Source organism: Ruegeria sp. CDSB114 (assembly GCF_059611025.1).
Genome location: NZ_JBXWOT010000001.1, coordinates 1,279,863 through 1,300,195, shown reverse-complemented (window position 1 = coordinate 1,300,195; position 20,333 = coordinate 1,279,863). Strand labels below are relative to the sequence as shown.

General features: G+C 57.7%; 24 protein-coding genes and 3 tRNA genes. 15 read left to right on the top strand and 12 right to left on the bottom strand.

What is annotated here, in order from left to right; translation table 11 throughout:
• The gene (locus AC2FIP_RS06435) at nucleotides 1–663 is read right to left on the bottom strand and encodes a DNA-3-methyladenine glycosylase I (RefSeq protein ID WP_142636846.1); all 663 of its coding nucleotides are present in this window, start codon (nucleotides 661–663) and stop codon (nucleotides 1–3) included.
• A gap of 386 nt (nucleotides 664–1,049) precedes the next feature.
• Between AC2FIP_RS06435 and AC2FIP_RS06430 the strand changes: the two genes are divergently transcribed.
• From AC2FIP_RS06430 to AC2FIP_RS06410, 5 genes are all read left to right on the top strand, one after another.
• Complete coding sequence (locus AC2FIP_RS06430; protein WP_271949491.1) at nucleotides 1,050–2,000, top strand: ABC transporter substrate-binding protein; 951 nt, start codon at nucleotides 1,050–1,052, stop codon at nucleotides 1,998–2,000.
• Between the two features lie 10 nt (nucleotides 2,001–2,010).
• Nucleotides 2,011–3,060: a quaternary amine ABC transporter ATP-binding protein gene (locus AC2FIP_RS06425; protein WP_271949493.1), complete on the top strand. Its 1,050-nt coding sequence runs from the start codon at nucleotides 2,011–2,013 to the stop codon at nucleotides 3,058–3,060.
• Nucleotides 3,057–5,120 carry an ABC transporter permease gene (locus AC2FIP_RS06420; RefSeq protein ID WP_496785601.1) on the top strand — a complete coding sequence of 688 codons (2,064 nt, stop codon included), beginning with the start codon at nucleotides 3,057–3,059 and terminating at the stop codon, nucleotides 5,118–5,120. Before AC2FIP_RS06425 ends, AC2FIP_RS06420 begins: the two co-directional genes overlap by 4 nt.
• Before the next feature lie 105 nt (nucleotides 5,121–5,225).
• The gene (locus tag AC2FIP_RS06415) at nucleotides 5,226–5,891 is read left to right on the top strand and encodes an NnrU family protein (protein WP_496690923.1); all 666 of its coding nucleotides are present in this window, start codon (nucleotides 5,226–5,228) and stop codon (nucleotides 5,889–5,891) included.
• Nucleotides 5,892–5,961: 70 nt separating this feature from the next.
• A complete protein-coding gene (locus tag AC2FIP_RS06410; protein ID WP_496694801.1) occupies nucleotides 5,962–6,483 on the top strand; it encodes a DUF2478 domain-containing protein in 522 nt (173 codons plus the stop codon).
• Between the two features lie 110 nt (nucleotides 6,484–6,593).
• On the opposite strand, the gene AC2FIP_RS06405 is transcribed toward AC2FIP_RS06410, so the two are convergent.
• A tRNA-Tyr gene (locus AC2FIP_RS06405) sits at nucleotides 6,594–6,677 on the bottom strand.
• Nucleotides 6,678–6,793: 116 nt separating this feature from the next.
• On the opposite strand from AC2FIP_RS06405, the gene rlmB reads away from it, so the two are divergent.
• The 4 genes from rlmB to AC2FIP_RS06385 all read left to right on the top strand — a co-directional run bounded on the left by rlmB (nucleotide 6,794) and on the right by AC2FIP_RS06385 (nucleotide 9,087).
• The gene (rlmB, locus tag AC2FIP_RS06400; RefSeq protein WP_496785599.1) at nucleotides 6,794–7,567 is read left to right on the top strand and encodes a 23S rRNA (guanosine(2251)-2'-O)-methyltransferase RlmB; all 774 of its coding nucleotides are present in this window, start codon (nucleotides 6,794–6,796) and stop codon (nucleotides 7,565–7,567) included.
• 15 nt (nucleotides 7,568–7,582) lie between these two features.
• Nucleotides 7,583–7,861: a hypothetical protein gene (locus AC2FIP_RS06395; protein WP_142636860.1), complete on the top strand. Its 279-nt coding sequence runs from the start codon at nucleotides 7,583–7,585 to the stop codon at nucleotides 7,859–7,861.
• Between the two features lie 108 nt (nucleotides 7,862–7,969).
• The gene (locus tag AC2FIP_RS06390) at nucleotides 7,970–8,416 is read left to right on the top strand and encodes a YHS domain-containing (seleno)protein (protein ID WP_271949503.1); all 447 of its coding nucleotides are present in this window, start codon (nucleotides 7,970–7,972) and stop codon (nucleotides 8,414–8,416) included.
• Between the two features lie 200 nt (nucleotides 8,417–8,616).
• The gene (locus AC2FIP_RS06385; RefSeq protein ID WP_496785595.1) at nucleotides 8,617–9,087 is read left to right on the top strand and encodes a CoA-binding protein; all 471 of its coding nucleotides are present in this window, start codon (nucleotides 8,617–8,619) and stop codon (nucleotides 9,085–9,087) included.
• 4 nt (nucleotides 9,088–9,091) lie between these two features.
• Here AC2FIP_RS06385 and AC2FIP_RS06380 read toward each other — a convergent pair whose 3' ends face one another.
• The 3 genes from AC2FIP_RS06380 to hisF all read right to left on the bottom strand — a co-directional run bounded on the left by AC2FIP_RS06380 (nucleotide 9,092) and on the right by hisF (nucleotide 10,798).
• Nucleotides 9,092–9,658 (bottom strand): hypothetical protein, encoded by a 567-nt coding sequence (locus tag AC2FIP_RS06380; RefSeq protein ID WP_496785594.1) that lies wholly within the window; start codon nucleotides 9,656–9,658, stop codon nucleotides 9,092–9,094.
• 64 nt (nucleotides 9,659–9,722) lie between these two features.
• On the bottom strand, nucleotides 9,723–10,040 hold the full coding sequence (locus tag AC2FIP_RS06375; protein ID WP_496785592.1) for a phosphoribosyl-ATP diphosphatase: 318 nt from the start codon (nucleotides 10,038–10,040) through the stop codon (nucleotides 9,723–9,725).
• Nucleotides 10,037–10,798 carry an imidazole glycerol phosphate synthase subunit HisF gene (gene hisF / locus AC2FIP_RS06370; RefSeq protein ID WP_496785591.1) on the bottom strand — a complete coding sequence of 254 codons (762 nt, stop codon included), beginning with the start codon at nucleotides 10,796–10,798 and terminating at the stop codon, nucleotides 10,037–10,039. The genes AC2FIP_RS06375 and hisF overlap by 4 nt, the downstream gene beginning before the upstream one ends.
• Nucleotides 10,799–10,968: 170 nt before the next feature.
• Here hisF and AC2FIP_RS06365 point away from each other — a divergent pair, with 170 nt between their 5' ends.
• Nucleotides 10,969–11,361, top strand: a complete 393-nt coding sequence (locus tag AC2FIP_RS06365; RefSeq protein ID WP_271949511.1) for a DUF302 domain-containing protein — start codon at nucleotides 10,969–10,971, stop codon at nucleotides 11,359–11,361.
• Nucleotide 11,362: 1 nt separating this feature from the next.
• Here AC2FIP_RS06365 and hisA read toward each other — a convergent pair whose 3' ends face one another.
• Complete coding sequence (hisA, locus tag AC2FIP_RS06360) at nucleotides 11,363–12,082, bottom strand: 1-(5-phosphoribosyl)-5-[(5-phosphoribosylamino)methylideneamino]imidazole-4-carboxamide isomerase (RefSeq protein WP_496690915.1); 720 nt, start codon at nucleotides 12,080–12,082, stop codon at nucleotides 11,363–11,365.
• 134 nt (nucleotides 12,083–12,216) lie between these two features.
• On the opposite strand from hisA, the gene AC2FIP_RS06355 reads away from it, so the two are divergent.
• The gene (locus AC2FIP_RS06355; protein WP_496694806.1) at nucleotides 12,217–12,624 is read left to right on the top strand and encodes a DUF2147 domain-containing protein; all 408 of its coding nucleotides are present in this window, start codon (nucleotides 12,217–12,219) and stop codon (nucleotides 12,622–12,624) included.
• Between the two features lie 4 nt (nucleotides 12,625–12,628).
• Here AC2FIP_RS06355 and hisH read toward each other — a convergent pair whose 3' ends face one another.
• Nucleotides 12,629–13,267: an imidazole glycerol phosphate synthase subunit HisH gene (gene hisH, locus AC2FIP_RS06350; RefSeq protein ID WP_496690913.1), complete on the bottom strand. Its 639-nt coding sequence runs from the start codon at nucleotides 13,265–13,267 to the stop codon at nucleotides 12,629–12,631.
• Entirely contained in the window at nucleotides 13,268–13,855 is a 588-nt protein-coding gene (gene hisB, locus AC2FIP_RS06345; protein WP_496785590.1) for an imidazoleglycerol-phosphate dehydratase HisB, read from the bottom strand.
• A gap of 154 nt (nucleotides 13,856–14,009) precedes the next feature.
• Here hisB and AC2FIP_RS06340 point away from each other — a divergent pair, with 154 nt between their 5' ends.
• A complete protein-coding gene (locus tag AC2FIP_RS06340; protein WP_142636899.1) occupies nucleotides 14,010–14,249 on the top strand; it encodes an Lrp/AsnC family transcriptional regulator in 240 nt (79 codons plus the stop codon).
• Here the strand turns inward: AC2FIP_RS06340 and AC2FIP_RS06335 are convergent.
• From AC2FIP_RS06335 to AC2FIP_RS06325, 3 genes are all read right to left on the bottom strand, one after another.
• Nucleotides 14,246–14,401, bottom strand: a complete 156-nt coding sequence (locus AC2FIP_RS06335; RefSeq protein ID WP_496785588.1) for a hypothetical protein — start codon at nucleotides 14,399–14,401, stop codon at nucleotides 14,246–14,248. The two genes, AC2FIP_RS06340 and AC2FIP_RS06335, sit on opposite strands and share 4 nt — an antisense overlap.
• A 55-nt stretch (nucleotides 14,402–14,456) precedes the next feature.
• Nucleotides 14,457–14,531, bottom strand: a tRNA-Gly gene (locus AC2FIP_RS06330).
• 33 nt (nucleotides 14,532–14,564) lie between these two features.
• A tRNA-Gly gene (locus AC2FIP_RS06325) sits at nucleotides 14,565–14,639 on the bottom strand.
• A 201-nt stretch (nucleotides 14,640–14,840) separates the two neighbouring features.
• Here AC2FIP_RS06325 and AC2FIP_RS06320 point away from each other — a divergent pair.
• The 3 genes from AC2FIP_RS06320 (at nucleotide 14,841) to AC2FIP_RS06310 (ending at nucleotide 16,287) form a co-directional block, all read left to right on the top strand.
• Nucleotides 14,841–15,224: an MAPEG family protein gene (locus AC2FIP_RS06320; RefSeq protein ID WP_496690910.1), complete on the top strand. Its 384-nt coding sequence runs from the start codon at nucleotides 14,841–14,843 to the stop codon at nucleotides 15,222–15,224.
• A 134-nt stretch (nucleotides 15,225–15,358) separates the two neighbouring features.
• Complete coding sequence (locus tag AC2FIP_RS06315) at nucleotides 15,359–15,559, top strand: hypothetical protein (protein ID WP_496785587.1); 201 nt, start codon at nucleotides 15,359–15,361, stop codon at nucleotides 15,557–15,559.
• 14 nt (nucleotides 15,560–15,573) lie between these two features.
• Complete coding sequence (locus AC2FIP_RS06310; protein WP_496785586.1) at nucleotides 15,574–16,287, top strand: hypothetical protein; 714 nt, start codon at nucleotides 15,574–15,576, stop codon at nucleotides 16,285–16,287.
• A 52-nt stretch (nucleotides 16,288–16,339) separates the two neighbouring features.
• Here AC2FIP_RS06310 and AC2FIP_RS06305 read toward each other — a convergent pair whose 3' ends face one another.
• Complete coding sequence (locus tag AC2FIP_RS06305; protein ID WP_496785585.1) at nucleotides 16,340–19,777, bottom strand: pyruvate carboxylase; 3,438 nt, start codon at nucleotides 19,775–19,777, stop codon at nucleotides 16,340–16,342.
• Nucleotides 19,778–20,333 lie beyond the last annotated feature (556 nt).

Below are 20,333 nucleotides of genomic sequence, written 5' to 3'. Positions count from 1 at the left end.
TTACAGGCTCATTGCCAGGACGCGGCTGATTTCCGTCAGAGATCGCCCGGACTGTTCCATCCATGTGTTGAATGCCGCTTGAACCGAGGCCATTGCCTTTTTCGATGTCGGCGGCTTATCGACCACGCCCTCGGCCACCAGCCGTGCGGTCACATCCTGCGACAGGATGAAACTGTCACGCCCCGCAAATCGCATCGCATATTGCGCCGATGCGCCACCCAGGCGCGACCCTCGCTTGCTCAGCATGTTCAGCAAACCGACATAGTCATCCGAAGGCCACCCTCCCAGAATCTTTCCGACGCCACCTTCTTGGCGCAGTTCCAGCAAAAAGGCAGCATTGTCGCGGACCGTGGCGATCTTAGTGCCATTGCGCACGATCCGAGTGTCCTGCAGCAGAGCATCGAATTTTTCGTCGTCCATAAAGGCGCAGCGTCCAATGTCGAACCCGTCAAAAGCAGTTTCGAACCCGTCCCATTTGTTTTCGATGACCTTCCAGTTAAACCCGGCCTGAAAGATGCATTTCGTGATAATCGACAGCCAGCGATCTTCGGGCATTTCAGCCAGTTCCGCAGGGCTTTTGGGTTTGGAAAGCTTGTTGCTCAGGGCATCTGTCCCGCCGTGACGGCTGGCGGCTATGGCGAAAATCTCGTCGAAATGGCGCATCTGCAGAATCCTCCAAACCTAGCGTCGCGTTTTGCGGTCGATGTTGCAAGGTGGCCCGGGACACATGCCTGCCAAGGCAAAAAAACATCCCAAGCCCAAAAGAAATGCTCGACAAAGTGGGTGATTCTGGTTTGTGATTGACTCGTCAATCAATATCCGCACCGCAATGCTGGGGAAATGCAGTGGGCGCGGGCGCCTAGCATGATGCTGAAAGAGGGAAAACACTGGGGCAAAGGGGCGAGTTATTCCGTGCCGCGCCGAACTGTCTGCTTCCCTTCTTCGCCAGTTTTTGTGCATGTTGCGACATGGATTTGTCACATGACAAGCCGACTGGCGCGAAACAACGCGCCGGACCGGGCAAAACGAATATTGCAGGGAGAAAATCAATGAAAAAACTGAGTGTAAGCCTGATGGCGCTGACCGTTGCAGGCTCTGCCTATGCCGCCGAGATGGGGGCCGTGGATCAGCCGATCAAACTGGCGATCAACGAATGGACTGGCCAGCACGTGACCACCCATGTCGCGGGTGAGATGCTGAAAGCTGCCGGATACAATGTGGAATATGTGACTGCAGGCATGATGAATCAGTTCCAGGCGTTGGCCGATGGTGACATCGACGCGACCCTGGAAATCTGGTCGTCCAACGTATCGGATGAATATGCCAAGAAGATCGACGAAGGCACCGTCGTTGAAATCGGCGATCTGGGCCTCGACGCCAAAGAAGGCATCGCCTATCCCGCGCATGTGGCTGATCTGTGTCCCGGCCTGCCCGCATGGGAAGCGCTGAAGGACTGCGCGCAGGTGTTTGCGACGGCCGAAACGCTGCCCGGGGGCCGTCTGGTCGATTACCCGGCCGATTGGGGTACGCCCGGCGCTGACCGTATGGTGGGCCTGGATCTGCCGTTCAAAGCGGTTCCCGCAGGTTCCGAGGGTGCTTTGATAGCCGAGCTTCGGGCCTCGACCGAGCGCAACTCGCCGCTGCTGATCACCTTCTGGCAGCCGCATTGGGCCATGTCGGCCTATGATGTGCAATTCGTCGAACTGCCAGCCGGGGAAGACGCCTGTTTCACCGATCCCGCTTGGGGCCCGAACCCGAACGCTGTGAACGATTGCGATTTCTCGCCGTCGCGCATCTTCAAGGCGGGTTGGAGCGGCATGGAAGACAAATGGCCCGCAGCCTATGAAATCCTGACCAACTATCAGCTGGCGGTCGAAGATCAGCAGCCGATGATGGGTGCGATCGACGTTGAAGGTGGTTCCGTCGAAGAGGTCGTCGGCGCTTGGATGGCTGAAAACGAAGGCAAATGGCGCCCTGTTGTTGACGCGGCAACGCAGTGAGCTGACATCAGTGACTGATGTAAATTCGCCAGCCATCGCCTGCCAGAATCTCTGGCAGGTGTTTGGCCCCGGCGCTGACAAAGCCCTGACCGACGCGCTGTCTCGGTCAGGGAATGACGCTGACAAAGCCGCTGCCGATCTGCGGGAAAACGGGTTCATCCCCGCCGTTCAGGATGCCAATTTCGAGGTCAAGGAGGGCGAGCTGTTTGTGATCATGGGCCTGTCCGGTTCGGGCAAGTCCACTTTGATCCGCTGTATCTCGCAGCTTTTGCCGGGCACGGGTGGCGAAATCCGTGTGGATGGCGAGAACGTCATCGGCGCGTCAAAGAAAGCCATGACCGAGCTGCGCCGCAAAAAGCTGGGCATGGTATTTCAGCATTTCGGCCTGTTCCCGCATATGACCGTTGCCGAAAACGTCGCCTATCCGCTGCGTGTTCAGGGTGTTAGCCGCAAAGAGCGGCAGGCCCGTGCGCAGGAGGTGATCTCGTTGGTCGGTCTGGAGGGGCGCGAAGACAGCTTCCCGCGTCAGCTTTCGGGTGGTCAGCGGCAGCGTGTCGGGATTGCCCGGTCTCTGGCCGTGAACCCCGATATCTGGTTTTTGGACGAACCGTTCTCGGCCCTCGATCCCTTGATCCGCCGTCAGTTGCAGGATGAATTCCTGCGCATTCAGGCGACGTTGCAGAAATCCATCGTCTTCATCACCCACGATATTCAAGAGGCGCTGAAACTGGCCGACCGGATTGCCATCATGCGCGACGGAAAGATAGTCCAGATCGGTACACCCACCGATATCGTACTGCGCCCGGTGGATGATTACGTGCGAGAGTTTTCAAAGGATGTCGCCAAGGGTCAGCATGCCAAGGTCGCATCGGTCATGCGCCAAGACGGAGAGCGGGGACCAGATGACCCTGGCCTGACAACATCGATGACATTGGACGCTGCATTGGCGCATTGCATGGAGTTATACGAACCGGTGCCCGTCAGGGATGCCGATGGTAACATCGTCGGAACGGTTCATCCGTCCGATCTGGCCGCCGCCCTGCAGGTTGATGAAACATGACTGTAGCGACGGAAGTTTCTGTGCCGCAGGCGCGCCTGAGCATTGGCGCGCGCGCCGCACTGATCACAGTGATCGTCGGTGCGCTGTGTCTGGCGCTGGAAGGCGTCGCGCCCTGGCTGGTGAAATGGCCCGCAGGCTGGGAACTGCCTGCAACGCAATGGGTCGGCACGTTTCTGGACTGGTTCCTGAACGGGATCAAACCGGCGGCGCGGCTGTTTTCCGATCTCATGGCCTATCCCATGAACTGGGCCAACTTTGTGCTTGGCAATACGCCATGGCCCATCCTGATCGGTCTGGTGACTGCGCTGGGTTGGTATCTGGGCGGCTTGCCGATGGCGGCGCTGGGCTTTGTGGGCCTTAGCTTTGTGTTGGCATCGGGCTATTGGGCCGAAAGTATGAACACCCTAGCGCTAGTGGCCGTTTCCGTGCCGGTTGCGCTGATCATGGGCGGAGCTATCGGTATCCTTGCCAACGAAGTTCCGCGCGTGAAGTCATTTGTGCAGGCCGTGCTGGACGTGATGCAGACCGTGCCGACATTCGCTTATCTGACGCCGCTGCTGCTGCTGTTTGGTTTCGGTCCTGTGGTTGGGCTGATCGCCTCGGCCATCTATGCGGCCCCTCCGATGGCGCGCAACGTGATGTTGGGGCTGGAGCGGGTCGAACCGGAAATCAAAGAGGCTGCCATCATGTCCGGCGGCACGCGGTTTCAACAGCTGTTTCAGGTCGAGATCCCGGCTGCAGCCACGCAGATCATGGTCGGTGTGAACCAGTGCCTAATGGCTGCGCTGTCGATGGTTATCATCGCTGCCGTCATTGGCGGCTTCAACGATATCGGTTGGGAGGTTCTTCTGACCATGCGCAAGGCACAGTTCGGCGAAGCCTTGATGGCCGGTCTGGTGATCGTGGTCTTTGCCGTCGTCATCGACCGGATGAGCGGGACGCTGGCGACCGAACGTAAACGCTATGACCAGCGTGTCGCCTGGGCAGTAATTGGCGTTGCCGTGCTGTTCACCGCTGTCTTTTGGACCAGGCTGCCGAACCCGTCCGAACTGACCATTCTCGACCCGCTGGCCGGGGTGATTGACGGCGGGCTGACGGCGTTTACCCAGGCTAATGGGCCGTGGCTTGACGCGCTCAAGAACAACTCTCTGTTCTATGTGCTGCTGCCGCTTCGGATTGGTTTGGACCAGGCCGTGCTGCCGTTCACATGGGGTTTTCAGTGGACGCCCGTGATGAGCTATGGCCTGTTCGCCGCCGCCGCAGCGATTGCTGTGCTAATGGCATGGCGCGGACACCTGACCGGCGGGCTGGTGATGCTGATCCTGATCGGGATGCTGGAAACCGGCATTGCCAATCTGCCCTGGCCTTTCGTTCTGACTGCCGCCGCCGCGTTGGGTTGGGTGGCAGGGGGCTGGCGATTGGCGGCGCTTTCGGTCGGATTGCTCTGTACCATTCTTGTCTCGGGCCTGTGGGAACGCGCGCTGTTATCGCTGTATCTGAGCGGTGCTGCGGTGTTTTCTTGTGCCGTAGTCGGCGGTGTGATCGGTCTGGCCAGTGCGGTCTGGTTGCCTGTTTGGAAAGTAGTCCGCCCCGTCTGTGACATGTTGCAGACGATCCCACTGTTCGTGTTCCTGATTCCTGTGCTGATGGTGTTTCAGATCGGCGAGTTTTCGGCCTTTCTGGCAATCTGCGCCTATGCCGTTGTTCCGATGATCCGCTACACACGGCACGGGCTGGTCAATACACCGGATGAGATGATGGAGGCCGCCATCTCTAGTGGCGCGACCGAGTGGCAGATCATGCGTGACGTGCGCGCACCTTATGCTGCGCCGACTATCTTACTGGGTCTGAACCAGACCATCCTTTACGCCTTTGCCATGCTGGTGATCGCTGCGCTGATCGGAACCACCGGTCTGGGCCAGTCGATCTATCTGGCGCTGGGGCAGGCGGATGTGGGATTGGGGATTTCAGCAGGGGCGGCGATGGCTATCCTTGCGCTGATAGCTGACCGCATCGTGCAGGGCTTTGCCGAGGAACGTCGCATGGCGCTGGGCCTGTAAACATCGGCAGAAAGGCGGAACAACCGCCTCTCTGCCTCATTTGATTTCGGGCAAGGACGTTCCGGCGCAGGTGATTAAACCTGGTGCAAATGATCGGAGACTACCATGGCAGGCTGGCCCCTATTCTTTGCTGCACTGATAGCGTTTCTGGCGACCCATGCGATACCAGCGCGCCCCGCTGTGCGCGATCGCCTGATCACTACGTTCGGACGGCGCGGGTATTTCGTGGCTTATTCCATCTTGTCTCTGCTGGTTCTGGGTTGGTTGATCATCGCCGCAGCGCAAGCCCCGTATGTCGAGGTGATCCCACCCATTTGGATATTCCGCTGGATTCCCGTTCTGATGATGCCCGTAGTGTGCTGGCTCGCGGTTGCGGGCTTGACGATCCAGAACCCGTTTTCATTTGGTGGCTTGGGCCAGCGCCCGTTCGATCCGGAAAAGCCCGGCATTCTACGCACCACGCGCCACCCTGTTTTGGTGGCGCTGTTGGTGTGGGCTGTCGCTCATCTGCTGGCCAATGGCAGCCTGTCCCACGTGATTTTGTTCGGTTTGTTTGCGGTATTTGCTGCGATGGGGCTGCCGCTGATTGATCGACGCAAGTCCCGTCAGATGGGTGCTGAATGGGGTCGGCTGTCGCGCAACACTGCAAGGTTTTCTTTGCGTGCGCCACGCCCTTGGCCGCCTGTTTGGATCGGGTTTGTAGCGCTGGTGGCATTTGCAATCCTGCTTCACCTACACGAACCGGTGATCGGATTGTCTCCGCTGCCATAAGCTGAGTGGTGGTCGGGGCGGGTCGTGCGTGCTATTTGATGTTTCGAATTGTTGCGACAAGGGGATTTGCATGTACCTCGCCTATGTTACGACCACCGACCGCGGTGCAACCGACCGTCTGCTGAGCGCGGCTGCGGATCGCCTTTTGGCCGCAGATGCGCAGTTGGCGGGTGTGGTGCAAACCAACACCGAATGCGCCGACAGCAGCAAGTGCGACATGGACGTCCGTGTCCTGCCAGAGGGAGAGACCATCCGGATTTCGCAGTCTTTGGGTACACAGTCGCGCGGCTGCCGTCTGGACCCTGCGGCACTTGAGCGGGCAGTTGGATATGTGACGGCATCGCTGGCAGAGAATCCCCATTTGCTGATCGTTAACAAGTTCGGCAAGCACGAGGCGGATGGGCGCGGTTTTCGCCCGGTCATCGCTGAAGCACTGGCGCAGGACATTCCGGTTCTTGTCGGGGTGAACGGTTTGAACACGGCCAAATTCGAAGAATTCACGGGCGGCGGTGCCGAGCAGATTGAGCCCGACCTTGAGGCGATCTTGGCCTGGTTTGACCGGGTCACTGCGCAACGTGAAGCTGCCGCCTGACAGAGCGGTCATAAGGCGGGGCCATCGGTCCTGCCAATTTCTGCTTGGTACGGTGTGATCAGCCATGCATCACTCGCGCTGGCAAAGCTTGCTGGATGTCTGGAAGAAAATGGTGGGCGACCCTGGAATCGAACCAGGCGTGCGTCTCCGCGAGGGAGTTACAGTCCCCTGCCACACCTTGCGGCCTGTCGCCCACTGTCAGGCGTTGCACCTGACGTGGAGGCGTGATTACTAGCGCTCTAAAGGAGCGTCAACAGGAAAATACTGCTTTGACGCAGGAAACCGAATTCGCGGCCCGGAGGCCAAAGAAATGAAGAAACCCAAGTGGGTCGTCGAAAAAGAACAGGCGCGCAAAGCTGCTGCATCCGAAACTGTTTGGCTGTTTGGTCTGCATGCGGTGCGGGATGCGCTGATGAACCCAAACCGCACAAAATTGCACCTGATTGTGACGCGGAATGCGCGAGACAAGCTGGTGGAAGCCATTGAATTTGCAGGTATTGAGCCCGAGATGGTTGATCCACGCAAATTTACCGCTCCGATCGACCCGGGGTCGGTTCATCAGGGCGCGGCCCTTGAGGTTAAGCCTTTGGAATGGGGTGGTCTGGCGGAAAACTGCATCGGGCGCGAACACCCGCGCGTCATTTTGTTAGACCGCGTAACAGACCCCCATAATGTCGGAGCGATTCTACGGTCAGCTGAGGTTCTTGGAGCCAGCGCTGTAGTCGGTATGCGCCATCACGCGGCGCCGGAAACTGGCGCGCTGGCCAAGACCGCCAGCGGCGCACTGGAACGTCAACCCTATCTGCGAGTGCGTAACCTGGCTGATGCCATAGTCGAGTTGCAGGGAATGGGGTTTCTGGTCCTAGGACTGGACGGCGAGGCGGACGACACGATCGAGGCCGCCTTGGAAGGTAACCCGGACCAGCCAGTGGCATTGGTGTTAGGCGCAGAGGGACCGGGCCTGAGGCAAAAAACCAAAGAAACCGTCGACAAGTTGGTCAAAATTGACGCTGTGGGCGGGTTTGGTTCTCTCAATGTCTCAAATGCGGCGGCGATTGCCCTATATGCTTCTAGGCAAAGATAACGACAGGAGAACGCCATTTCCACGCCATCCAAAATTGCGACCTGCTGTTATTGTGGGACCCGGGCAGCGCTTGTTCTAAAAGGCACGCAGCGCCAAGAGCTCAGTTGTTCAAGCTGCGGTGCCCCGCTGCATAACCTCAAGATGATGCCAAAGCGCAAACTGGACGATGCCAAGGCGAACCGTCAAACAGCCAAGCAGGATCGTCCCTACAAAGGCAAAAAGAAGAAGAAAAAAGGCGTTTTCTCACGGGTGCTGGATGAAGCCTGGGATGTGATCGAGGACATTTTCGACTAAAGGCTGGCTTTGCCGGTTCGAATGTTCACAAGCGCGTTAAAAGGGGTTTCAGTTGCGATAAAAAATTGCATCTTGATACCCTGAGTTTCTATTTGTGATCCGATGACCATGAACAGACGTTTCCTTTTTGGCGCGATTGCCGCCTGTGTGATTGCTCTTCCTGCGTTTGCGCAGGATCTGCCCGTCTTCTATCGGACGGACGGTGCAGCTATGGCCGGATATGATGCGGTGTCCTATTTCAATGGCGAAACACCTGTTCGGGGTCAGCCTGAATACGCGGTTATGTGGAAAGGCGCTGAATGGCATTTTGCCACAGCTGAGAATCGGGATGCGTTTGAGATGAATCCGCGTGCCTATGCACCTCAGTTCGGCGGGTACTGCGCCTTCGCAATGGCGCAAGGAGAGCTTGTCAGCACCGATCCGACTATTTGGCAGGTGATTGACGGTCGGCTATATCTGACCCACTCGCCAGAAATCGAGCGCATCTGGCAACGCGATACTGCCGCTTATATCCGCGAGGCCGAGGCGCATTGGCCAAGCGTTCTGTATGAATAACAGGGCGACGGCCGTTTTTTCTGATCTGTCATCACAAAATCGCGCGCTACCTCTTTTTTTCTCTGAACTCATGCTTAAATGTCACAGTGACCGCGGAACGGAACTGCCGCGGGTCATTTCACTGTCCCTCGTTCCAACAACTGGCGCTCAGGTATTCCTGGGCGCTTTTTTCTTTTGAAAACGGCGGCTAGGGTGGCCGAATGACTGAGTATTCCGATGAATTCCTGACCCAGATCCTGAAACATACCAAAACCGTTGCTGTGGTTGGGGTGTCGATGGATCCTGTGCGACCCAGCTATTATGTGGCGCGGTATTTGTCACTCAGGGGATACAAAGTGATCCCTGTTAACCCCGGCCATGCGGGCAAGATGCTGTTTGGCCAGACAATCCGTGCGTCGCTATCCGAGATTTCCGAACCGGTAGACATGGTCGATATCTTTCGCCGATCCGAAGCTGTACCACCCATAGTGGACGAGGCGCTTGAGGCGTTTCCCAATCTGCGCACAATCTGGATGCAGATTGGAATAGAACATGCCACGGCTGCGGCCACAGCGCAGGCGCGCGGGGTGGATGTCGTGATGAACCGCTGCCCGAAGATCGAATATCAGCGTTTGTTTGGCGAATTGCGCATGGGTGGTTTTGCAACCGGAATGATTTCGTCGAAACTCTGAGCGGTTATTCACCGAGATATGGTTGCAGTTCGCCGAATTGTTCCAAACGTCGCCTTTCCAGAACCACTTCGCGCGGGACCCAGTCATAGCGCGTGTCTTGTGGTAAGGGCGTCCAGTACAGCACGCCGCCATAGCGCCAGGGGTCCAGCACAACACCGTCATACATTGTCTCGCCTTTGCGACTGATGATTGCCGTGCTGTGGTCGATCCGGAACGGGTTGTCGGCATTAGCGATGGCGCGGTGCATTTCCAGCGTCTGGAAGTTTTCCTGATCCAGCCGCCGTTCGATATCCTCGGCCCAGTGCCAGCACAGGCCGCGCGGTTTCAGGCCCTTGTTGACCTTGGCATTGTGGATCAGCGGCGGGTCGGTGATCTGGTATGACTGTGCCAGCTGCGCGGTATAGGCATAGGCAATGCGCGCGGCGCGGTCGGCCTCTTCGGGGTCGATATCAGGCCCGAGGCTGCGGATTTCAGATGCCAGCCGCTGAACCTCATCACCTGTGGGCGGGGGCGCGCTTGCGCAGGCCCCTAGAACGGCAAGGGCCAATCCAATCACCAAAGCTCTGATCATATCTGCGCCCTTTGCCCTGCGGAGCTGTCAGGATCAGAATAAAAAAGGATCGGCAACATCCGCGTCACCCCTTGGGCCGCGCGGCCTTTTCCGCGATGCCGCTGGAGCCCTGACGGCGGGCCAGTTCGGCCAGCACATCATCCAGCGCCACATCGCGCGCGGCCAGCATGACCAGTAGGTGATACAGCACATCCGCCGCTTCAGAGGTCAGCTTGGCCTGATCGCCCTTGACCGCCTCGATGATGGCCTCAACCGCCTCTTCGCCAAACTTCTCGGCGCATTTTTCGGGGCCCTTGGCCAACAGCTTGGCGGTCCAGCTGCTGTCTGGATCGGCGCCTTTGCGGGCCTCAATCGTTTGGGCCAGGTCGTGCAGAATGCTCATGTCAGCCTCATCGGGATGCCAGCGGCGGCCATATGTTCCTTGGCCTCGCGGATGGTGTATTCGCCGAAGTGAAATATCGAGGCCGCCAAGACGGCGCTTGCTCCACCCTCGGTGACGCCTTCGACCAGATGATCCAGAGTGCCAACGCCGCCCGAGGCAATCACCGGTACATTTACCGCATCCGAGATGGCGCGTGTCAGCGGCAGATTGAACCCGGCCTTGGTGCCGTCGCGGTCCATCGAGGTCAGCAGAATCTCGCCCGCGCCCTTGGCAACGACGGTCTTGGCGAACTCGACAGCGTCAAGGCCGGTGGGCTTGCGCCCGCCATGGGTGAAGATCTCCCACTTGCCGGGGCTGACGGTTTTGGCGTCGATGGCGCAGACGATGCATTGGCTGCCGAATTGGTTCGCGGCTTGGGCGATCACATCCGGATTTGCCACCGCGGCTGAGTTGAAGCTGACCTTATCCGCCCCCGCCAACAGCAGGGCCCGCACATCATCTTTGGTGCGCACTCCGCCGCCAACGGTCAGGGGAACAAAGCACTGTTCCGCCGTGCGCTGCACCACATCGAACATGGTGCCACGGTTTTCATGGGTCGCATGGATATCCAGAAAACAGATCTCATCCGCGCCCGCCGCGTCATAGGCCTTGGCGGATTCCACCGGGTCACCCGCATCGCGCAGGCCAACAAAGTTAACACCTTTGACAACGCGGCCATCGGCGACATCCAGACAGGGTATGATACGGGTTTTCAGCATCTCTCGTCCTTTGTTGGCGCACCTCTAACGGCAAAGCCCCGCCGATGCCAGACTTGTGATTGTCACAACTCTGGAACCTGTGAAAACTGTCCCCAATTCATCAGGAGATCAATGAGATGCGTAGACTCTTTTTAGCAACCACTTTCATTTTCGCAGGAGCAGCTGCCGCAATGGCTGACGATATCATCAAGATGAAGACCGACAAATCGGTGACACAGGCGCTGGACGCGCTTGAGACGGCGATTGGCAACGCGGGTGCAACGGTTTTTGCGCGGGTTGACCACGCGGCCGGGGCCGAAAAGGTCGGAACGCCGATCCCGCCCAATCAGGTGCTGATTTTCGGCAACCCTGCGCTGGGTACGCCTGCAATGCAGATCGACCCGCGTGCCGGACTGTTCCTGCCGCTCAAGGTGCAAGCGTATGAAGATGCCGACGGTCAGGTTTGGCTGATCTATGAAGATCCAAAAGAGACGATGGATGAGTTCGACGCGGTCGAAAACTCTCCCATCATCGAGAAAATGCGCGGGGCGCTGGCAAAGTTGACTGCGGCTGCCGCGCAGTAAATCAGGTCAGGGCGCGAATGGCCTCTGCCAGGTCAATCGCGCCGTCATACAGCGCCCGGCCGGAAATCGCGCCGTTCAGTTCCACACCGCAATCACGCAGAGCAATCAGATCATCCAATGAGCTGACGCCGCCTGACGCGATCACCGGGATCGATACGGCACGGGCCAAGTCCGCGGTGGCCTCAATGTTAGGGCCCTGCATCGCGCCATCGCGGTTGATATCAGTATAGATGATTGCAGCAACGCCGGCATCCTCGAAGCTGCGCGCCAGATCAGTGACCTGCACATTCGTCTCTTCAGCCCAGCCTTTGGTCGCGACCATGCCGTTGCGGGCATCAATGCCAACGGCAACTTTGCCGGGAAAGGCTTTGGCCGCCTTGCGCACCAGATCCGGGTTCTCGACCGCGATTGTGCCCAGAATCACTCGGGCCAGACCTTTGTCGATCCAGGTTTCAATGGTGGCCATGTCGCGGATACCGCCGCCAAGCTGGGCGGGAACGTTGCATTCCTTCAGAATTGCCTCGACTGGGGCGGCGTTGACCGGCTCACCGGCAAAGGCACCGTTCAGGTCAACCAGATGTAGCCATTCGCACCCCGCGTCGACAAAGGCACGGGCCTGGGCGGCGGGGTCTTCATTGAACACGGTCGCTTTGTCCATTTCTCCGCGCAGCAGGCGCACGGCCTGTCCGTCTTTGAGGTCGATGGCAGGATAGAGGATCATGTTGTCAGGCCTTGAATCGCTGTTTTCCCGGCGGGATATCGCACAGGCAGGGCAGGGGATGCAACGCGACGCAAAGTCAATCTTGCCCCACGTCCACCAGCGCGCCAGACTGCTGGTCAAATAGGGAGGATTTTATGAAGAAAACAACTTTTGCAGCAGCCTTGGGGCTGGGATCTCTGATTTCGGGAGCGGCGATGGCCGACCCGGTTGACGGTCTTTGGAAAACCCAGCCCGGAGACACCGGCGGATATCTGCATGTTTCGATCGCCGAATGCGGCAGCGCGATTTGCGGTACCATCGATACCGCTTTTGACAAAGACGGGAATGAACAGCTGGAATATGAAAATCTCGGCAAGCAGATCATCTGGGATATGGTGCCTGATGGCGACGGCACCTATGGCGGGGGCAAGATCTGGGCTCCGGACAGAGACAAGACCTACAGCTCGAAAATGACCCTGGACAGCCAGAACAAGCTGACCGTCAAAGGTTGTGTTGCGGGTGGATTGGTGTGTCGCGGGCAGGATTGGACACGGGTTCAGTAACCGCTCAGGGCGTCCAGGTCAGGAAATTCCCGATCATGCGCAGGCCCACATCCTGGCTTTTCTCAGGATGGAACTGCATCCCGACCATAGTGTCACGGCCAATTACGGCCGTGACGTCCTGACCGTAATCCACATAGGCCAGACGCTGTGCGGGATCGCTGACCCGGAAATGGTATGAGTGGACGAAATAGGCGTGATCGCCTGATGTGACCCCGGCAAAGACAGGGTGTTCGCTTTCCAACACCAGATCGTTCCAACCCATATGCGGCACTTTCAGCGACCGGTCTGACGGCGCAATTTGCACCACATCCCCGGCAATCCAGTCCAACCCATCGGTGTCAGTGTACTCATGACCTTTCGAGGCCATCAGCTGCATACCCACGCAGATACCCAGAAATGGGCGGGCTTTCTGCTCGACCGCTTCGACCATCGCGTCATAGATACCCTTGTGCCCGCGCAGCTCGGCCGCGCAGGCAGGGAAAGCGCCGTCACCGGGCAGCACCAGCCGGTCGGCGCGTGCAACGACATCCGCGTCTGAAGTTACTACGACCTCGCCGGCGTCCAGTTCCCGCGCCATGCGCTGAAACGCCTTTTCAGCGGAATGCAAATTGCCGCTTTCATAGTCGATAATGGCGGTGAGCATTTACAACGCGCCCTTGGTCGACGGAATCGCATCTGCTTTGCGCGCATCGGTCTCAACCGCGTCGCGCAATGCGCGCGCGACAGCTTTGAACGCCGCTTCTGCGATGTGGTGGCTGTTGAACCCGTGCAACTGGTCGATATGCAGCGTGATGCCGCCATGAGTGGCCAGCGCCTGAAAGAACTCGCGCACCAGTTCAGTGTCGAAGGTGCCTATCTTGGGTGTCGGCAGGTCTACGTTCCAGATCAGAAACGGTCGTCCTGACAGATCCAGCGCACAGCGCACCTGTGCATCGTCCATCGGCAGGTGACATTCGCCATACCGCCGGATGCCCTTTTTGTCGCCCAAGGCCAGTGTCAACGCTTGCCCCAGTGCGATTCCGGTATCCTCGACCGTGTGGTGGTCGTCGATGTGGTAATCGCCCTTGGCGCGGATCGTCATGTCGATCAGAGAATGGCGCGCTAACTGATCCAGCATGTGGTCAAAGAAACCGACGCCGGTCTGATTGTCATACTGGCCGGTCCCATCCAGATTGACCTCGACCGTGATCTCGGTTTCGGCGGTCTGACGGCTGATCTTTGCGCTGCGCATGGGCGAATTCCTTTTACTACAGGCGTGCTTATAGACGGGGTAGGGCGGGTTGATCCAGACCATCCGTCGCAATCGCCGCAAACTGTTGCAGGGGATTGCGCCCGGGCACAGCCCGTGTCAGCCTGCGGCCAACTCAACCAACAAGGCTCGGCCCATGTCCACCTGTGTTTTCATCCAGATCCGCTGCAAACCCGGCACCACTTACAAGGTGGCTGAAGAGATCGCGTTGCGCGAAATCCACTCGGAGCTCTACTCTACCAGCGGCGAATATGACCTGCTGCTGAAGCTTTACATCCCCGAGGCCGAGGATGTGGGACATTTCATCAATGAAAATCTGCTGGTGATCTCGGGTATAGAACGCTCGCTGACCACAATGACGTTCAAGGCCTTCTAGCCCTGCTCAAACGTGGTCACGCGGAAGATTCGGTCCAAGTCGTGATTGGAGTACTTCGGCGCGGTGTCAAAGACGTTCTTACGCGCCGCCCGCGCGGCCAATGTGAAGGCGGCTTTGTTCGGTTGCGGCATATGAACATATACGCGGGTCATGCTTTTCAGCAGGCCGCGCCATAAGAAAACAGCGTTGAGTGAGAGGGTTTGTATCTGGAGCGGGCGAGGCGATTCGAACGCCCGACCCTAACCTTGGCAAGGTTATGCTCTACCCCTGAGCTACGCCCGCATCAGATACATATTTGGTCCTGAGACCTCTCAATGGAGCGGGCGAGGCGATTCGAACGCCCGACCCTAACCTTGGCAAGGTTATGCTCTACCCCTGAGCTACGCCCGCGCCGTTGAGTGAGGCGTGAAGTATTAATTCTGGCGGAAAGCTGCAAGGGGAAAAACGCGACTTTTGCAAAAAATCTTCTCGTGCGGAGGAAATCCAGACAGACTTGACCTCGCGTAGTAGCAGCCCGGTTCAACTGGACCGGTCGAGATTCCGCGTTAAGCTTTGCCCAGAGCTTAGGAATATTAATAGACGGAGCCACCCATGCTGACAATTACACCGGTTTATGCGGCATTAGCCGCCTTTTTGTATCTGGCGCTGAGCCTTCGGGTCATTGGCCACCGACGAGGCGAAAAGGTTTCCTACGGGGATGGTGGCAAGGGTCAAATGATCAAGGCTATCCGAACTCATGGCAATTTCGCCGAATACGCGCCGTTTGCGCTGTTATTGATGGCAATGGTTGAATTGCAGGGCGCCAGCGGGTTGCTGTTGAACCTGTTGGGATTGGCCTTGCTGGGTGGTCGCCTGCTTCATGCATATGGGTTTGGCAGGTCTCCGCAGATCGTTATCCTCAGGCAAATCGGAATGCTGCTGACATTTGGTTCAATCCTCGTAGCTGCAATAGCCAATATTGTGCTGGCGGTGTGAGCGCGGTGGGTCGCTCACGCCGAAAAAGGCCACCGTTTTACCCAAATTCGATTATTAACTAACTGTCAACATTATCTCAGGCGCTTGATTTTGTGGTATCTGCTGCCACTGCTCAAGAAGGACAGGTGAATAATATGAAACGGTTCCTGTTACTTTCGCGTGTAGTTGCGACCTCATTTCTGCTGCTTGGCGCTGTAAGCTTTGTGGCAGTTGTTGCCGCACCTGATATGGCCATCGCCAAAAATGGTGGCGGCAAAGGCAATGGCGGTGGCAAAGGCAATGGTGGTGGAAGTGGGAACGGCGCGGATAAGTCTGGCGACAAGTCCTCAAGGTGAAAGGTGGCAAGTCCTTGGGTGAAAAGGGGACGGGCAAAGGGTTGCTCGCCAGTCTTGGCCTGAAAAAGCAAAAAACTGCCAAAACGGGCGCTACGACTCAAAAGAAAAACGGGCTGGTCGCTTCGATTGGTAATCTGGTCAAGGGCAATAAGAAACCTGCCAAGATGACCAAAGTTACCACTGCTGTCGTTGATGAGAAGCCGGTTCACCCCAACAAGCACGGCAAAATTGCATCGGAGCTTAAAGGTCTGAACGCGGCCCATGCCAGCCAAACGGCTCTTATGAATGCGTCCCCGAACAGTATGCCAGGAAAGCTGTACTCTTATCAGCAGAACATCCTTGGTCATACCGACGCGACGACAGATCTGCAGGATAAGAACGACGAACTGGAAGACCTGCAGGAACTGACCGCAGAAGAGATCGAAGAGGCCTATGAGCCGACCGAGGACGAGCTTGCCGAGGGCATCACCGCTCAGGACAAGTACGACGACGCGGTCGAAGAGGCTGAGCTGGCTGTAGAGGAGGCCGAGACAAACTTGGCCGGATCTTCTGACCCGCAAGAGGCTCTGGATACTCTGACCGGCGGTCGCGAGTTGTCTGACGACGCCCTGAACGAGCTGCACGACCTGCTGGGTCTGCCGGCGCTTGCGGATTATGATGTTTCTGATGATGAAACAGAAAAGGAATTGGTCGAAGATGAGGTTGAAGAAGAAACCGTAGACGGCTGAACCTTAACCCAATGAAATGGAAAAGGCGCGCCCCAGAGGCGCGCCTTTTTTGCTATTCCAGCTCGATCAGCAGGTCCTTGGCGTCAATTTGGCCGCCTGGCTGAACGTGGATGGCTTTGACTACGGCGTCCCTTTCGGCGTGAATGCCAGTCTCCATCTTCATGGCCTCGATGGTCAAAAGCATATCGCCTTCTTTGACCTCTTGTCCCGCAGTAACCGCAACGGTTGCCACGACACCCGGCATCGGTGCGCCGATATGTGCGAGGTTGCCGATTTCTGCTTTGGGTCGGGCCTGCGTGGTTGATGTCACCAAACGGTTTGGCACCCGGATCACACGGGGCTGACCGTTCAGTTCAAAGAACACTTTGACCTCACCATTTTCATCGGTTTCACCGATGGCCTGACAGCGAATTTCCAGAGTCTTGCCGGGATCGATTTCCGCGGCGATCTCTTCGCCGGGCTCCATTCCATAGAAGAATGTGCGCGTGGGCAGGGTGCGGACGGGGCCATAGATCCGATGGCGACCCATGTAATCAAGGAACACCTTGGGATACATCAGGTATCCGTTCAGATCCTCGTCGTCGACCTCTTTGCCGTCCAGTTGTTTGGATAGCTCGGCGCGCGTTTCCTCCAGATCGACCGGGGGTACGTCTTTGCCGGGGCGGTCAGTGTTGGGGCTTTCGCCCTTAAGCGCCTTGCTGATGATCGCATCAGGGAACCCGCCTGGAGGTTGCCCCAGATTGCCGCGCATCATGTCTATGACCGAATCCGGGAAGGCCACATCCGAGTCCGGGTTTTCGACATCGGCGCGCGTCAGCCCCTGGCTGACCATCATCAGCGCCATGTCGCCAACCACTTTTGACGAAGGCGTGACTTTGACGATATCGCCGAACATCTGGTTCACGTCCGCATACATCTGCGCCACTTCATGCCAACGCTCTTCCAGGCCAAGGCTGCGCGCCTGAGCCTTGAGGTTGGTGAACTGGCCACCGGGCATCTCGTGCAGATATACCTCGGATGCAGGGGCCTGCAGGCTGGATTCAAAGGCCGCATACTGGCCTCGGACCACCTCGAAATAGTCGCTGATTTCGCGGATGGCCTTGATGTCCAGGCCGGTGTCGCGTTCCGTATGGCGCAGCGCTTCGACCACAGTGCCCAATGTCGCCTGAGAAGTGTTGCCACTGAAGCTGTCCATCGCGCAATCCACTGCGTCCACACCCGCCTCGGAGGCGGCCAGAATGGTGGCGCTGGCGATACCGGCAGTGTCGTGCGTGTGGAAGTGGATCGGTAATCCGACCTCTTCTTTCAGCGCACGGATCAAAATCTTGGCCGAGGCTGGTTTCAGCAGGCCGGCCATGTCTTTCAGGCCCAGAATATGAGCCCCGGCATCGCGCAGCTCTTTCGCCATGCCAACATAGTATTTTAGGTCATATTTGGCACGGTTCGGGTCCAGAATATCGCCAGTATAGCAAACGGTGCCTTCACAGATTTTACCGTTCTCGACCACCGCATCCATCGCGACACGCATATTTTCGACCCAGTTGAGAGAGTCGAAGACGCGGAACACGTCGATATTTTGTGACGCCTGACGAACGAATTCCTGCACCACGTTGTCGGGGTAATTGGTGTATCCAACCCCATTTGCACCGCGCAAAAGCATCTGGGTCATCAGGTTCGGCATCACCTCGCGCAGGTCGCGTAGACGTTGCCACGGACATTCCTGCAAGAACCGATAAGCCACATCGAAAGTGGCGCCGCCCCAGCATTCGACGCTGAACAGCTGCGGCAGGTTGGCCGCATAGCTCGGGGCCACTTTGATCATGTCGATCGACCGCATCCGCGTCGCCAGCAGCGACTGGTGCCCGTCGCGCATCGTGGTGTCGGTGATCAGCAACTGGCGCTGAGCCTTCATCCAATCGGCCACCGCCTGCGGGCCCTTTTGTTCTAGCAGGTTGCGGGTGCCCATCTGCGGTTCACTTTTCAGAGCCGGGGCCTTGGCCTCTTTCAGATCGGTACGCGGTTCGGGACGATCCTTGGTTTCGGGATGCCCATTCACGGTGATATCCGCAATATAGGTCAGAACCTTGGTGCCCCTGTCACGGCGTCGTTTAAAGGTGAACAGCTCGGGCGTCGTGTCGATGAACTTGGTGGTGTATTCATTCGACAGGAAGGTCGGGTGTTTCAGCAGGTTGATGACAAAGTCGATATTGGTGCTGACGCCACGAATACGGAATTCGCGCAGCGCTCGGTCCATTCGCGAAATCGCGGCCTGTGGCGTCGGGGCCCAGGCCGTGACCTTGGTCAGCAGCGAGTCGTAGTACCGCGTGATTACACCACCCGCATAGGCCGTGCCGCCATCCAGGCGAATACCCATGCCAGTAGCCGAGCGGTATGCGGTGATGCGACCGTAGTCGGGAATGAAGTTGTTCTGCGGGTCTTCGGTTGTGATCCGTGTCTGAAGGGCATGACCGTTCAGGTGCACATCCGCTTGGCTGGCGGCGCCGGTGGCTTCGGCCAACGATTTGCCCTCGGCGATCAGGATCTGTGCCTGCACAATGTCGATACCTGTGACTTCCTCGGTGACGGTATGTTCCACCTGAACGCGCGGGTTCACCTCGATGAAGTAGAACTTGCTGGTTTCCATATCCATCAGGAACTCGACGGTGCCTGCGCATTCATAATTTACATGGGCGCAAATCTTGCGGCCCAGTTCGCAGATTTCCGCGCGTTGTTCTTCGCTGAGATACGGGGCAGGCGCGCGTTCCACGACTTTCTGATTACGGCGCTGGACCGAGCAATCGCGCTCATACAGATGGTAAATTTCGCCATGTTTGTCGCCCAGAATCTGCACTTCGACATGGCGGGCGCGGATAATCATCTTTTCCAAATAGCCCTCGCCATTGCCAAAGGCAGCCTCGGCTTCGCGGCGGCCTTCCAGGACCTTTTCTTCCAGTTCGTCCTCGGATTCGATTGGGCGCATGCCGCGGCCACCTCCGCCCCAGGATGCTTTGAGCATCAGGGGATATCCGATCTCTTTGGCTTGTGACCGGATCGCGTCCATATCGTCGCCCAGCACTTCGGTCGCAGGGATCACCGGAACTCCGGCGGCGATGGCCACGCGGCGGGCGCTGGCCTTGTCGCCCAAGGCGCGCATGGTTTCGGCCTTTGGTCCAATGAAGGTGATCCCGTTCTGGACGCAGGCATCCACGAAATCTGGGTTTTCCGACAACAAGCCATAGCCCGGGTGGATGGCATCCGCACCACATTCCTTGGCCACGCGAATAATCTCGTCAATGCTGAGGTAAGCGGCAACCGGCCCCATCCCCTCGCCGATGCGATAGGCCTCGTCCGCCTTGAAACGGTGCAAGCCAAGCTTGTCCTCTTCCGCATATACGGCGACTGTGCGTTTGCCCATCTCATTCGCTGCGCGCATCACGCGAATAGCAATCTCGCCGCGGTTGGCGATCAGGATCTTGTCGAAATGTGTCATATCAGGTCCCGGTCCTGTTTGTTTGGCGAACTTCTAGGCGAACAATACGCGCAGGTATATCGGTGATTTAGGTAGAACCGGCATGTTAACGCTCGCAAACGCCTCCTGTTGGTGAAGGCTTGATAGCCTTGCTGCGCTGCGGCATCAAGACTGGTGAATTGCGGCGTGATTTGGCGTGTTCATTAAAGACTTTTTGGCCACGGTCGGCAGGTGCTTTCCCAAGTTTCGACATAGCAGGCAAGTTGCGCGCATGGTCGTGCCGGGTGCCGAGCCGATTGACTTCAAGCACGTTGGGAATGAAAGGCCTGACTGTGTCCGGTTATCGTGGATGTGCAGCCCCGAGAGGTTTTGGGCAGATCGTTTGCGTACCGCTTGCCTCAAATCATTGCGTCACTTCTTTATCCGATCCTCTGAAAGATCACCGATCGTTTATGAGTCTAGGGATTGTGCCGCTCAAAAGCGATAGGGCTGGCTAGGACGGTTGGCAAGATCGCGATGTGGCCAAGATCTTGGAGAAAGCTAACAAGTATAGAAGTGGCTACCTTGCCCGCGCAGT

Bases quoted from the DNA above. Each gene is read 5' to 3' on its own strand.
- AC2FIP_RS06435 (WP_142636846.1), bottom strand. From the start codon at position 663: ATGCGCCATTTCGACGAGATTTTCGCCATAGCCGCCAGCCGTCACGGC.
- AC2FIP_RS06430 (WP_271949491.1), top strand. From the start codon at position 1,050: ATGAAAAAACTGAGTGTAAGCCTGATGGCGCTGACCGTTGCAGGCTCT.
- AC2FIP_RS06420 (WP_496785601.1), top strand. From the start codon at position 3,057: ATGACTGTAGCGACGGAAGTTTCTGTGCCGCAGGCGCGCCTGAGCATT.
- AC2FIP_RS06415 (WP_496690923.1), top strand. From the start codon at position 5,226: ATGGCAGGCTGGCCCCTATTCTTTGCTGCACTGATAGCGTTTCTGGCG.
- AC2FIP_RS06410 (WP_496694801.1), top strand. From the start codon at position 5,962: ATGTACCTCGCCTATGTTACGACCACCGACCGCGGTGCAACCGACCGT.
- rlmB (WP_496785599.1), top strand. From the start codon at position 6,794: ATGAAGAAACCCAAGTGGGTCGTCGAAAAAGAACAGGCGCGCAAAGCT.
- AC2FIP_RS06390 (WP_271949503.1), top strand. From the start codon at position 7,970: ATGAACAGACGTTTCCTTTTTGGCGCGATTGCCGCCTGTGTGATTGCT.
- AC2FIP_RS06385 (WP_496785595.1), top strand. From the start codon at position 8,617: ATGACTGAGTATTCCGATGAATTCCTGACCCAGATCCTGAAACATACC.
- AC2FIP_RS06380 (WP_496785594.1), bottom strand. From the start codon at position 9,658: ATGATCAGAGCTTTGGTGATTGGATTGGCCCTTGCCGTTCTAGGGGCC.
- AC2FIP_RS06375 (WP_496785592.1), bottom strand. From the start codon at position 10,040: ATGAGCATTCTGCACGACCTGGCCCAAACGATTGAGGCCCGCAAAGGC.
- hisF (WP_496785591.1), bottom strand. From the start codon at position 10,798: ATGCTGAAAACCCGTATCATACCCTGTCTGGATGTCGCCGATGGCCGC.
- AC2FIP_RS06365 (WP_271949511.1), top strand. From the start codon at position 10,969: ATGGCTGACGATATCATCAAGATGAAGACCGACAAATCGGTGACACAG.
- hisA (WP_496690915.1), bottom strand. From the start codon at position 12,082: ATGATCCTCTATCCTGCCATCGACCTCAAAGACGGACAGGCCGTGCGC.
- AC2FIP_RS06355 (WP_496694806.1), top strand. From the start codon at position 12,217: ATGAAGAAAACAACTTTTGCAGCAGCCTTGGGGCTGGGATCTCTGATT.
- hisH (WP_496690913.1), bottom strand. From the start codon at position 13,267: ATGCTCACCGCCATTATCGACTATGAAAGCGGCAATTTGCATTCCGCT.
- hisB (WP_496785590.1), bottom strand. From the start codon at position 13,855: ATGCGCAGCGCAAAGATCAGCCGTCAGACCGCCGAAACCGAGATCACG.
- AC2FIP_RS06340 (WP_142636899.1), top strand. From the start codon at position 14,010: ATGTCCACCTGTGTTTTCATCCAGATCCGCTGCAAACCCGGCACCACT.
- AC2FIP_RS06335 (WP_496785588.1), bottom strand. From the start codon at position 14,401: ATGACCCGCGTATATGTTCATATGCCGCAACCGAACAAAGCCGCCTTC.
- AC2FIP_RS06320 (WP_496690910.1), top strand. From the start codon at position 14,841: ATGCTGACAATTACACCGGTTTATGCGGCATTAGCCGCCTTTTTGTAT.
- AC2FIP_RS06315 (WP_496785587.1), top strand. From the start codon at position 15,359: ATGAAACGGTTCCTGTTACTTTCGCGTGTAGTTGCGACCTCATTTCTG.
- AC2FIP_RS06305 (WP_496785585.1), bottom strand. From the start codon at position 19,777: ATGACACATTTCGACAAGATCCTGATCGCCAACCGCGGCGAGATTGCT.